The organism is Aphanizomenon sp. UHCC 0183 (assembly GCF_009712065.1).
GTDB lineage: Bacteria > Cyanobacteriota > Cyanobacteriia > Cyanobacteriales > Nostocaceae > Dolichospermum > Dolichospermum heterosporum.
Map to the genome: position 1 here is coordinate 1 of NZ_VILC01000121.1, position 11,912 is coordinate 11,912.

Consider the following 11,912-nt stretch of genomic DNA (forward strand, 5'->3'; position numbering starts at 1 on the left):
CTACTAGCATGATTCCGAACTTAATAACAACCGTCATATTAATTTTGGCAGTTGTCATTATTTTTCGTACCATTAAACATCCGTCATTCAGAAAGTATTGTCAGTCATTACAACTTGAGAAGTTTAGTTACTGGAAAAATCTAAAACATAAAAAGTTAACGGGTATTTCAGTATTAATAGTTTTGATTCACTATACTAATCCCTATGGATGGGGTAATTTAGTTAGTTATCTAATACACAGACCCAAACCTTCTCAAGTAAATACAGCCTTGCTCCAGAAGAATTATACAACAATACAACAATTCATCCACTTATTGCTAATATGCCATCTAGTGCGGAAAAAAACATCCAATCAGTGGCTAAGTATATTGTTGAAAATGAGCCAGATTCCTATTTAAGAATTAAAGCTGTACATGACTTTGTGATTAATTGGCTTACTTATGATGAAGAAGCTTGGAATAAAGGCATAAGACATCCCCAAGACCCACAAACAGTTTTTGACACTCGCAAAGCAGTTTGCGAAGGATATGCACGTCTTTTCGAGGCATTAGCAAGACAAATTGATGCCAATGTTGTTTACATTGAAGGAAGAGTTCGTCTAGATCTGATCCAAGATTCAATTCCTTTTTGGAAAAAACTTATTGAGTCTAAAGATAGTTTGACAGGTCACGCTTGGAATGCAGTTGAGATTGAAGGGAATTGGCAATTTGTTGATACAACCTGGGATGATGATGTTACTTCATATAGATCAGATTATCTGATGCGGTCCCCCAAATTAATGATCGAAAGCCATTTTCCTGATCAAATAAATTTGCCGCTTTTACATTTTTTAAATTGGCAGCTTTTACCTTTTTCTGAACAGAAAAATAGAGATAGCTTTGAAAAACAGGCTCTCGACCGTCCTATAAAATTTACCCACAATTACCAAACTCCAGACAGATATGGACACCGATAACTTTAGTGTTTATTTCCTGTTTTATCCCAATATCAAGTTAACACTTGAGAAAACAAATTTCTCAAACTCCCTAATGAGAAAACCTCAGCCATTGATGTTTTTTATTTATGGTTACTAACTCAAAATCTGAAGTGTAGCTTCATCAAATACTAACCCTCGACGGGCAAAATATTTATGAATGTTAATTTGCACAAATAAATCTTTTAGTTCTTCGGCAATTTCAGTTGGCGGATTTCCTGATAAAGCAATTGCAATTAAATGTTCTGCACTGTGAATTTCTCCACAGTCAATTGCTAAGGTTGCGGCACTACGACACAATATCGAGCGGGTTGGTTCCGCCGCAAAATTATCTGCTATTATTTCTGCTGCTAGTCTTTCTTTTTCAAAAGCTTGTCGGGATAATTGAGAAGCTAAATCTAAATTACTTCTAAGTTTAGCAACTTGTGCCATTTCGGCTAAATCCATAGCTTGTTGATGTAACTCTTGGATCTGACTCATTTTTTGACTATGAACGCTAAAGGGTTACTGAATTCAACCTTGGCGTGCAAGACTTGTACTGAGCTTACCGAAGTATGCCCGCACCACAAGATTTTTATCATTAATATCTGTAACTTATAATATCGGAAACTGCTGTAAAGCGATCGCTAAATCAATTCATAACGATTCTATCCAGTTGTAGCAACGCTGAAAACAAGTACCAGTAGTATTGCCATTGCACTTACTTTTTTATGTTTTCCGACCCCCGGACAAATTCCTTGCAGCCGAGGGTAAGAGAGAGAATCTAATTAAGCATGACGTTGACTGACTAAAACCTGATAAGAATATTCAAAATCATCATTAGTAATCCTGATATCAGCCGGATTTGTCTGTCCTTGCGATCGAAAACGGCGAATAGCTTCTACAGCAGCTTGATTGGATAGTAATACTAAATCTGCACCATTCCAGCCTTCCGTGACTTCAGACCAATAGGTTAAATTTACATCTAACAATGGTCGTCCCTGAGTATAGACTTGCAAAATATCTAAACGACTGGCTAAATCAGGTAAATCTACCTTAAGTTGTAAATCCAACCTTCCTGCCCGTAATAAAGCAGAATCAAGAGCATCAGGACGGTTTGTAGCCCCAATGACCAGAATACTTGCACCAGCCTCTACACCATCCAACTCAGTAAGTAATTGTCCCACTACCCGGTTACTCACACCAGAATCACCGCTGTAAGTTCCCCGTGCTGGGGCTAAGGTATCAATTTCATCAATGAATATGACACAGGGTTCTGCTTGTCGCGCCTTAGCAAATAATTCCCGTACCGCTTGCTCACTAGCACCTACCCAACGGGTAAGCAACTCTGGTCCATTGACACCAATAAAATTAGCCCTGGCCTGGGAAGCCACAGCCTTGGCTAATAGAGTTTTGCCAGTTCCTGGTGGTCCCCATAACAAAATCCCCTTGGGAGCTACGGCTTTGGTTTGGAGGTAAAGTTCTGGATAAAGTAGCGCCCCTTCTACAGATTCTCGCAGGGTTTGCTTAATATTCTCTAAACCACCAATATCATCCCAAGCAACTTGGGGAACTTCAACTTCTACGCTGCGAAGTACAGCCGGCTTGATTTCCTTTAGCCCTTGTAAAAAATCAGTTTGATTAACCGTCATGTTTTCTGGAGCTTCCACTTCTATGGAAGGAACTTGACGACGGAGGGCGGTATAAGCGGCTTTTTGACAAACGGCCTTCAAATCAGCCCCCACAAATCCCACCGCCCGCTCGGCGATAAAATCCAGGTCAACCGTATTATCCAAGGGCATGGGGCGGGTGAGAATTTGCAGAATTTCTTTGCGGCCGTTGATGTCAGGAATGCGAAACTGCACTTCTCGGTCAAATCTTCCCGGTCGTCGCAGGGCTGGGTCAAGGTGGTCAGGGCGGTTTGTAGCCGCGAGAACAATCACCCCTGGGCTATGGGAAAAACCATCCATCAACCCTAATAATTGGGCAACCAGACGCTTTTCAACTTCCCCTTCTACGGCACTTCGGTCTGGGGCGAGGCTATCAATTTCATCAATAAAAATAATACAGGGAGCATTTTTGGCGGCTTTTTCAAAAATACCGCGCAATCTTTGTTCCGCTTCACCGTAATATTTACTGATGACTTCTGGACCGACAATGGCAATGTAGTTAACGCCCAGTTCCTCAGCCAAAGCCCGGGCGGTGAGAGTTTTGCCGGTGCCTGGCGGTCCAACTAACAATACGCCATGGGTGGGTTCTAGTCCCAATTTAGCGAGGAGGTCAGGGCGTTTTAAGGGAATAGCAATCAGTTCTTTGAGTTCTTTGAGAATTTCGCTCAGTCCGCCGATATCTTTGAGAGCAATACCTGAAGTAGGATCGGGGGGGACGACTGGATCTGATGGACCTGCACCAGAAGCTGGGGGGGATTGAGTGTTCATCCGACTTGTACCCACGTCATTACCCATGTTACCCATATTACCCCCCATATTACTGGTACGTGGGATATTTCCTGTTCTGGGAATACTGCTTAGGGGTCGGGAGTTAAACTGGACATTGGTCTTGATTTCTCCGTTTTCTGCTTTTTCTTCCAGAGTTTTTACTAGTTCTAGTAACTGCTCAAATCCCTTGAATAAATCACTCATCAGATTCCTCCAAAAATTGACTCTAAAAAAACCATTTTTTCTTGGCTACATTATCCACTTAAAATAAAAGATTGGCGGCACCTTGAATTCTGGCAATAGGTTCGACAGATCTGGGTAACTTAGGTAAGCGAACAATTGTTTGTTGTGAAAACAAGCTGCTCTCAATCTCTACATCTTGAGTGTAGCGATTTTGTACCACATAACGCTGTTGAATTCCTATGGTTTTTAGAGATTCTGTTAAGCGAATATGTTCAGCAATAATTGCCGCTTCTCCCTGAATTACACCCACAAATTGGGTATGCTTTGGGTTTTTTAATTTCTTCTGAGCTTTAACCACTTGTTGGCGCAGACTTCGCAACCGCCCAATGAAATCAACTCGACCCAAGACATTCTGATATTTCATCCATAACTTAAATATCCAAGATAACCAATCTCCTAATGCAGTTGGCATTTCCAAAAATTGCAGAAGATGACCTGTGGGCGCTGTATCTAGAATAATCAAATCTTGCTGGTTGCTGTCTAATAAATCCATGATGGTGATTAGAGATAGCATCTCATCAATACCTGGTAAAGCTTGAGACATAATCTGCCGCCAAGCCTCTGGAAGATAAGCAATATTTATGGTTGTTTCCGTCCCTGTTCCTTCACCACTAATCATATCCGCCAATTCCCAAAGATAATCGGCACGAAATTGATCTAATATTTTCTCAGCATTAATTTCCTGTCCACTTAAATTGGGAGCTAATAATTTTGGTTCATGTCCTAATTTTTCACCAAAAGCATCTCCCAAGGAATGAGCAGGATCTATGGAAATTACGCGAATGTTTTTATCAGGATAACGATTAGCAAAAGCCCAGGCCATGGCTGCTGACACTGTGGTTTTACCAACTCCTCCTTTGCCACCGACAACAATCAATTGACAGCCTTCAGCTACAAAGTCAGTAAAGCTAGGTAGAATTTTAGTCGGCCATTGAATTGGTGGTGGAGAAGCGAGTTCCACTTGATCAATATTTTGAATTTGTCCTGCTAGATTATCTAATGCTAACCCACCTAAAGGTGGGAATTGCTGTTGTGGTACTATGAAAACGGGTTTATTTGGGGAAATTTTTAGGAATTTATTGATGAAGTTTTGCTGTTCTGCATAGCGGTCTAGCTCTGTATCTGAATTTGCCAAAATTCGATTGATTATTATTCCCGCATAGGGAACATCTAGGTTTTTTAAACTTTCTATGAATCGCTCGGTTTCGGCAAAACACATAGGTTCGGAAATGGCGACAACTATACAACCTGTAAATTGATTATCCTGTAGCAGTCGTCTCCCTTCTGCTAATTGAAATTTTAGATCAGCCAAAAAGTCATCAACTTCATCAAGAGTATAGTTTTTTCTGGTCAAAGTTTCTGTGATCACCTGATGCTTTTTTTGGAATAATTCTAATGAATTTAAAATCACATCTAAGAAATCTTTCAATCGCAACAGGTTTAAGGTATGACCAGAAGGAGCCATATCAACTACTATGCGATCTACTTTTTTTTCAGACAGTAGACGTTGGATTTCTAGTAGCCCCATTAATTCATTTAAACCAGGCCAGTTCAAATCCCAAACTGGGGCTAAATCTTGTCCGTCTGCTAGACTTCCCCGCTCAACCAGTAGTTCTAAAAATTCGCTATATTTGGCCTTAAATTCTAAGAGCAGTTTTTCAGCATCTAAAGCCTGAACACTCAAATTAGGCAAATCTGTTAATGGTGAAGCATAATCTTTCACTTCTGTCAGTAATACATCTCCTAAAGAATGTGCCGGATCTGTAGAAAGTAACAAAATTGTTTCTTCTGGGAACTGTTTTGCCCAATAACGAGCAAAACTGCAAGAAGTGGTAGTTTTGCCAACTCCACCTTTGCCGCTAAACATGACCAAATTAAGTGAGTCGTACTGGTTCATAATAAAGTTAAAAAATTAACGAAAAGACTAAGTAGGTCGGCGGAAAAGTTTATAACTATGTAAGGAAAAGTTAAGAAGGAGTATGTTTGTTGAATTTAATACGTTCTGTACTGTATTGTCCTTTTTCTCCCCTGGCTTTAACCCCATTCATTACGGCATAAGCAATCGTATTACTCGTCCTCAAACATTTGTCCCGATAGTTCATCTTTTTTGAGATGCTGCCATTCCAATTCCATTGGATTCATTTCAGAGCAATATTTGGGCAGAAAGAAGATATAAATGAGCAGCTATTTTTTCTACATACCAACTATCTGAATTTAACCTAATTACCTCGGCTGTATCTTTGACTTTTTGCGGCAAATCCCTTGTTCTTAGGTTCAAACAGGGTTTTATCTTGCTCACGAGTTAAAAATACCCTTAAACGAGCGCCCATATTTTAATCACCTCAGTAGATTTATTTTCCGTATTTACTTATCTTTACATAGTTTGGTTTCTTTGCGCCGACTTACTTAATAAATAATCATTAAATAAAGTGGTAAGGAGGAAGACAATCTCCTAAAAGTAGATCCCACCTTGGACAAGCTTTCTGCCAGGTTAAAAACTGTTCTAAAAGTAAGGTCTTATCTTGACAACTAACTAAGAGGTAAATCTGTATTTGTTTCTCTTGTTCTTGAACAACAACGGGTAATTGATTAACTTTGGTGATTAAATCAATAAGATTTTGTTTTTCTGCTGCTTGAGCAATACTAAAGTTATTTTGGTTTTGATAGCGTTGCTTTTTAGCTAAGAAATAATCCTTACCTCCCCCTTCAGATGGTACTATTTCTTCTATCATTCGTGGGATCAATTTTAAAGTAAATTCGTTTTTACCATTGATCTTTTCTAGCTTATTCTGATATTCTTTTTCATGGGATTTTAAATGGTTTAGCAGATTATTTGTAGAAGTAAAATAAGTTCCAAACCGCAAGGGTAAAACTGTAATCTGTTGAAAAAGTTCACAAATTACTCGATCATGGGATAAAGCCATTTGGATAATTTTTTCATCATTATTTTGGAATGATTCTAAAAATATCCCCGGTTCGACAATAGCCGCAAGTTCAGTACCATTAATTAGCACTACTTGATTAGCAGCACCCTGTGGCAAAATCAAGGGAGAGCTAGGTATTTCCAAAAAAGCATAAGTGTAGAGATTTTCTAATTCCATATATTTCACCTAGATAAAAATATTTGCTGTTAGGAAGTACCTAAAGTTCATATTCATTAAAATAAGGGATAAATTTTTTTCCAGATAATTTGGGGATTTACAATTACACAAACTTGGTTATAATGATAAAAAATATTCAGGTATTTTTCATGAAAACAATTAGTAATCGCAGTATTAGCAGAGCTAAAATTAGCACAATGCCTCGGCCTAAGTCTGATGCATCAAGTCAATTGGATCTTTATAAAATGGTGACGGAGAAACAACGTATTCAGCGAGATATGTATTCTATTAAAGAACGAATGGGTTTACTTCAACAACGCTTAGATATCCTCAATCAACAGATAGAAGCGACAGAAAAAACGATTCATAAATTGCGTCAACCTCACTCAAATACTGCTCAAAATATAGTGCGTTCAAATATTTTTGTTGAGTCGAATAATTACCAAACTTTTGAGGTTGAATATTAAGATCCATTCTGTACTAGTAATCTGTCAAATTTATTTTGACGGGTTTTTGGTAGTGCGGGCATCTTGCCCGCGTGAGCGAGACGCTCACACTACAGTCCATCATTTTTATATTGACAAACTACTAGTTATATAACCATCCTATTTGAATTTTACTCAATATACTTAGATTGTAACACCGATCAGGAAAGGCTTGGACTTTCTCAATTTTTCAACAATCAAATAGGATTCCTATAGGATAATTCCCTATTACCGTTTTCTAAGGGTTTTGAATATAAAAAGAGGTGGCTTACTTGCGCCCATCAATACTAAGGTAACAAGACGAGATGTTGATCTTTATTAACTTCTGCTGTGAATTGAGGTGGATATTCAAAGTCTTCCTGTTCAGCTTCTAATTCTAAGCGTGCTTCCTCTTGTTCAGCTTCTAGTTCCAAGCGTGCTTCCTCTTCTAAGGCTTGAATTTTTAAAAGAATCTCTTCTTCTTGAATCTCGAATTCTTCCTCACCAATTTCGCCAATATCAAAGGAAAGTTGCAAGCTTAATAATTGTTTATGCAAATTTTCTTGGGCATCAAATTCAGTGTTAGTCCGCTCTTGGATTTGTTCTGCAATCCAGACAACTCCATTCAGAGGACCCATGATGGGCAGTAGTAACAGTTTCGTCAGCATCGTAATAACTCCTATGAATCAAGCTGGGCAAATGTGTAGGGAGCAGTAAAATTGTTGTAGCGAATACGTAAGCGATCGCCAAATTTCTGATCAATCACTTCAACACGTTCACTAAATTCAGATTCACTTTCCCAAGGAATCAAAAAGGCTGCATTGTAAATCATTTCTTCCGTCATGGGGTCACTGACTACAATCTCCTGAGCGAAAGGATTTAGCTCCTGAGAGAAAACTTCAATTACAGCTTGTTTGCGGGCTAGTAGATTACTTTCAATTAATTGTCCAATTTGGATGACTTCCTCCATACTCAACTTTTTGCCTTCCATGTTGTCGCGCTGCTGCTTCAAATCCTGATGAGACTCCATCATGGTTTGTAATTCCGCTTTAGCATCCCAGAAAATTTTAATGCTTACCTCTCTTTTGCCTGCCAATTTTTGAAACAATTGATTCAATTGATCTTTATGGGGATTAATCAGTTGACTCATGATGGTTTCCCAATCTTTAACCACTAATCCAAACCGCAGGGGGAGAAGAACACGAAAACCCTCATGCATTGTTTGTTCTAAAACTTTTTCATGAGTTAACAAATTACGGCGAGAAGCCAAATATTTTTCTTGACGAGCCTCTGAATATAAGAAACAAAACTCATCAACCACTTGACTATGAACAGGTTGCTTATCCAATCCTTCAAGAACAAGAGTTTCAGGAATTGTATTTGGAAAAATGCCGTACAAATAAAGAGGAATACTCATAAGCTGTGAATAAATTAAACCTAAATTTATGATTGATAAATTGGGATTACATTGGTTTTGATGTCAAAACTAAACGTAATTTAGCGTGAATAAGATCGATTTGAGCGATACCTAAATCTATCTCACCATCTACAACAATTCCAGTATTTAAAAGTCGATCTAATAGCTCTAATACAGAAGGACGACTACTGGGTTGACCTGGATAATAAGAACCGGAAGATGGTAAAAGAGTCCCAATCTCCCCCAAATTTATATTCAAATCTGCCGGGTCAACCTCAAACATCTCACACAAATGTAAGATTTGTTCTTCTAACTTTTGCAGACTGTCTGCTGCCCGTTCTAAGTCAGGTTCACTCAGTAAATCCTCTTCCATGCGCCGAATTACTTGAGCTTCCATTAACTGACGCACCAATTCCAATACAGTCAAAAGTAAAGGAGCTAAACCCGCTTCATTCTTGGGTTTAGAAGCAATGGTCAGTGAATTATTGAAGTTTTCAGCGGGAGTGCAAACCATTTTTATGATGCAACCTAAAGTTTTAAACGTCTCTGATGCAATTTGACCATTAAATTTTCAAGAGTTTCAGTTTTTATCAATTGAATGTAGATAACAGTTCAAGTTAGACATCAATCGCTGGATCTACGGGTGATGAACTTTCTTCACTGGTTTGAGCCTGAAAATCGAGAATTTCCACGGTTGAAACCACAGGTGATGAACTTTCTTCACTGGTTTGAGCCTGAAAATCGAGAATTTCCACGGTTGAACCCGCAGGTGATGAACTTTCTTCACTGGTTTGAGCCTGGAAATCGAGAATTTCCACGGTTGAAACCACAGGTGATGAACTTTCTTCACTGATTTGAGCCTGGAAATCGAGAATTTCCATTGATGTATTTAAATATGGTGGAGTTCCCCCACTGGGTTGAGTCTGAAAATCTAGAACTTCAATTGGTGTATCTACAGGTGATGGAATTTTTGCACTAGTTTGATACAAATCATCTTTAACATCTGCTGCTAAGGGGATTTCCTCTTTCACACTAGAAGATGTCAGTGAATTTAGCTTTGCCTCTAGACTCTCTAGACGATGCTGAAGTTGTTGATTTTCTTCAACCAAACGTTGAGCCTTAGTGCTGAGATAAGGATCGCTTTCCCACCAATTGATGCCCATTTCCTTGGCTTTATCCACAGAGGAAATTAACAAGCGAATCCGAATATGTACAAGTTCGGTGGATGCGATAGATATAGAAATATCGCCAGCAATCACAATGCCCTTATCTAAAACCCTTTCGAGAATGTCCGCTAAAGTCGAACCTTGGGTAGATGTGTTAATAGTTCGACTTGAGTTAGTCTGAGGACGTGTTGGCAGTATTGGGGTAGAAGTCACAAATAATTCAACTCTTGAATGGTATAGGACTCATATCTGATTTTACAGACTAAAAATTCCTGCTCTAAAGAAAATAAAGCATTGATTATTAGTTGGCAAAAATTAACTTTTTTTTGCATTTGCACTAGTGGTCTGTCAGGCTAAAAATTGTGATTTTGAGGGAAAACAGAGAGCCTCTAAACTATAAACCTCATCAACAAATATAAATTTGACAGGTCACTAGTCTTGGACTTTTGGAAATAATTTTTAACCATTAGGCTTTGCTCAGGTTTAAAGCCGAGCAGAGTTGAGGCTTTAACTTTTTCGATAGGTTGCTTCTCAACATTTATTGATTTACACCTATCTGCTTAATATTATATCAAATATTCGGCAAAAAAACTGACCAAGAAAGTGTTCATTCCGCAGCGACTAACACTGTTGATTGAGCGATGCTAAACTTCGCTAGTCGCTCAAGTAGTGACTCGCCCGCATTGATCGCATCACCTCCCGGTCGGGTAGGTGAGAGGCTTCTACTTTCTAAGCTAATTTGGTTGACCAGCTAATTGTTGGGATATAAATTGGGAATTGTCAATCAGAAAATCATTGTCTCCTGTGACTCTATTATTTAATATTTCCAGTTCTTCGGCTGAGAATTTCTCTAGTAACTCCAAGAAAATGTTTGTGGATTCGCTCATAGATAAATGAGAGCGGTTGAACAGAATATCTATAGCAATATCTGGAAAATCTAAACTTTCTGTTGTCACCGGAATATTATTATCAGCACAGACCTTAGCAATCATTAAACAAGACCGTAAGCCGGAAGTTTTCTCCGCGCCGGTAGCTAGACGAAATGACTTAACTAACCGCACGATGAAGTTAGCAGATTCTCGATCTATATTTGTTTTCTGAATTAATATCTCTGTTTGAGTGATTTCATCTGGTTCTGGCATACTAATAGTTACCAATCTATCCATCAAAGCATCTTGGGTTGAGTGAACTCCCGCATACTCTTCTGGATTCGATGTAAAAATCACCCGAAATTGAGGATTAACACTCAAGTATTCTGGCTGATTGCTGCTAGGAGGAAGACTGAGAATTTTTTCTTCTAATGCTGACAGCAAGACGTTATTAACTTCAGGTCGTGAACGGTTAAATTCATCATAAACTAAGGTGAAACCTTCACGACAAGCTAAGGTTAATCGGGAATCAACCCAATTCTGCTTAAATTCGTCCTCGAGTTTAACAACACTATGGATATAGTTGTCTAGTACCTTTTTGTGAGTGTAACCAGATTCACTACCAATCAAGTCCGAACTCTTAAATTGGTCGTCTCCAAACAGTAACATGACTGGTCTGTCCAGACAGTTAGCCAAGTGCATGGCTAGGGTTGTTTTCCCTGTGCCGGCTGGTCCGCGTAAGTGAACAGGAAACCCCGATTTGAGATAACGTAGCGCCCGAATTGCTACTCGCTCGATAGCAGGTGTGACGACAAACTGCCCTGGACGAAGACGAAGAACGGCTCTTTTATGATTAACCTTAGTAGTAGTCATGAGTTGAAGATGGTAAAAAAGTTTATGTTTGTGCGGATATTATTGCCAAACTTGGGTTTGTATATGAAGCACGAAGCCTAGTTTAATAAGAGTATCAACGTTAATGCTAGACAGATTTTCTATGTTAACGAATACGGAGTATAAATATAGACAACCGAAACTTCACGCCAAGACTCATTGTTGTTGAATTTTATTAATCGCCCCCTTGTCTTACCAGTCTTGCAACTGGAATATCAGGGGGTTTTATTATGTAGCCCCATTGTCCAACAAATGGACTACAGGTAATGAGAGTATTTATTAACCAAAGATACTCACATACAAATCCTGACGGAATTTCAGGAGAGATTCCTTCTGTTCCTTAGCTTGAGCAGTTCTTGCGTCGGCTGTTG

The 11,912-nt window shown here is 38.9% G+C and carries 13 protein-coding genes; 2 read left to right on the forward strand and 11 right to left on the reverse strand.

The features are described from left to right. Positions 1 to 355: 355 nt before the first annotated feature. The gene (locus FJR37_RS23845) at positions 356 to 955 is read left to right on the forward strand and encodes a transglutaminase domain-containing protein (RefSeq protein ID WP_168467310.1); all 600 of its coding nucleotides are present in this window, start codon (positions 356 to 358) and stop codon (positions 953 to 955) included. Positions 956 to 1,069: 114 nt separating this feature from the next. Here the strand turns inward: FJR37_RS23845 and FJR37_RS23850 are convergent, their stop codons facing one another. The 5 genes from FJR37_RS23850 to FJR37_RS23870 form a co-directional block, all read right to left on the reverse strand. Next, the gene (locus FJR37_RS23850; RefSeq protein ID WP_168467311.1) at positions 1,070 to 1,453 is read right to left on the reverse strand and encodes a hypothetical protein; all 384 of its coding nucleotides are present in this window, start codon (positions 1,451 to 1,453) and stop codon (positions 1,070 to 1,072) included. Positions 1,454 to 1,740: 287 nt separating this feature from the next. Continuing rightward, entirely contained in the window at positions 1,741 to 3,594 is a 1,854-nt protein-coding gene (locus FJR37_RS23855) for an AAA family ATPase (protein ID WP_168467312.1), read from the reverse strand. Positions 3,595 to 3,652: 58 nt separating this feature from the next. Then, positions 3,653 to 5,530: an ArsA family ATPase gene (locus tag FJR37_RS23860; protein ID WP_174763473.1), complete on the reverse strand. Its 1,878-nt coding sequence runs from the start codon at positions 5,528 to 5,530 to the stop codon at positions 3,653 to 3,655. A gap of 170 nt (positions 5,531 to 5,700) precedes the next feature. After that, entirely contained in the window at positions 5,701 to 5,817 is a 117-nt protein-coding gene (locus FJR37_RS27885; RefSeq protein WP_367272398.1) for a transposase, read from the reverse strand. A 236-nt stretch (positions 5,818 to 6,053) separates the two neighbouring features. Continuing rightward, positions 6,054 to 6,734, reverse strand: a complete 681-nt coding sequence (locus FJR37_RS23870; protein WP_039203145.1) for a GvpL/GvpF family gas vesicle protein — start codon at positions 6,732 to 6,734, stop codon at positions 6,054 to 6,056. 197 nt (positions 6,735 to 6,931) lie between these two features. Between FJR37_RS23870 and FJR37_RS23875 the strand changes: the two genes are divergently transcribed. Then, complete coding sequence (locus tag FJR37_RS23875; RefSeq protein ID WP_271822647.1) at positions 6,932 to 7,201, forward strand: gas vesicle protein; 270 nt, start codon at positions 6,932 to 6,934, stop codon at positions 7,199 to 7,201. Between the two features lie 305 nt (positions 7,202 to 7,506). Here FJR37_RS23875 and FJR37_RS23880 read toward each other — a convergent pair whose 3' ends face one another. From FJR37_RS23880 to gvpC, 6 genes are all read right to left on the reverse strand, one after another. Further along, on the reverse strand, positions 7,507 to 7,866 hold the full coding sequence (locus tag FJR37_RS23880; protein WP_039203147.1) for a gas vesicle protein GvpG: 360 nt from the start codon (positions 7,864 to 7,866) through the stop codon (positions 7,507 to 7,509). 11 nt (positions 7,867 to 7,877) lie between these two features. Then, positions 7,878 to 8,615 (reverse strand): GvpL/GvpF family gas vesicle protein, encoded by a 738-nt coding sequence (locus FJR37_RS23885; RefSeq protein WP_039203148.1) that lies wholly within the window; start codon positions 8,613 to 8,615, stop codon positions 7,878 to 7,880. 46 nt (positions 8,616 to 8,661) lie between these two features. Continuing rightward, the gene (locus FJR37_RS23890; protein ID WP_039203149.1) at positions 8,662 to 9,129 is read right to left on the reverse strand and encodes a gas vesicle protein K; all 468 of its coding nucleotides are present in this window, start codon (positions 9,127 to 9,129) and stop codon (positions 8,662 to 8,664) included. A gap of 103 nt (positions 9,130 to 9,232) precedes the next feature. Then, the gene (gene gvpJ, locus FJR37_RS27260; RefSeq protein WP_254434658.1) at positions 9,233 to 9,994 is read right to left on the reverse strand and encodes a gas vesicle protein GvpJ; all 762 of its coding nucleotides are present in this window, start codon (positions 9,992 to 9,994) and stop codon (positions 9,233 to 9,235) included. Positions 9,995 to 10,515: 521 nt separating this feature from the next. After that, a complete protein-coding gene (gene gvpN / locus FJR37_RS23900) occupies positions 10,516 to 11,523 on the reverse strand; it encodes a gas vesicle protein GvpN (protein ID WP_168467313.1) in 1,008 nt (335 codons plus the stop codon). A 297-nt stretch (positions 11,524 to 11,820) separates the two neighbouring features. After that, a partial coding sequence (gvpC, locus tag FJR37_RS27890; RefSeq protein ID WP_168467314.1) for a gas vesicle protein GvpC occupies positions 11,821 to 11,912 on the reverse strand: 92 nt, incomplete at its 5' end.

Bases quoted from the DNA above. Each gene is read 5' to 3' on its own strand.
- gvpN (WP_168467313.1), bottom strand. From the start codon at position 11,523: ATGACTACTACTAAGGTTAATCATAAAAGAGCCGTTCTTCGTCTTCGT.
- FJR37_RS23855 (WP_168467312.1), bottom strand. From the start codon at position 3,594: ATGAGTGATTTATTCAAGGGATTTGAGCAGTTACTAGAACTAGTAAAA.
- FJR37_RS23885 (WP_039203148.1), bottom strand. From the start codon at position 8,615: ATGAGTATTCCTCTTTATTTGTACGGCATTTTTCCAAATACAATTCCT.
- FJR37_RS23850 (WP_168467311.1), bottom strand. From the start codon at position 1,453: ATGAGTCAGATCCAAGAGTTACATCAACAAGCTATGGATTTAGCCGAA.
- FJR37_RS23890 (WP_039203149.1), bottom strand. From the start codon at position 9,129: ATGGTTTGCACTCCCGCTGAAAACTTCAATAATTCACTGACCATTGCT.
- FJR37_RS23860 (WP_174763473.1), bottom strand. From the start codon at position 5,530: ATGAACCAGTACGACTCACTTAATTTGGTCATGTTTAGCGGCAAAGGT.
- FJR37_RS23870 (WP_039203145.1), bottom strand. From the start codon at position 6,734: ATGGAATTAGAAAATCTCTACACTTATGCTTTTTTGGAAATACCTAGC.
- FJR37_RS23880 (WP_039203147.1), bottom strand. From the start codon at position 7,866: ATGCTGACGAAACTGTTACTACTGCCCATCATGGGTCCTCTGAATGGA.
- FJR37_RS23875 (WP_271822647.1), top strand. From the start codon at position 6,932: ATGCCTCGGCCTAAGTCTGATGCATCAAGTCAATTGGATCTTTATAAA.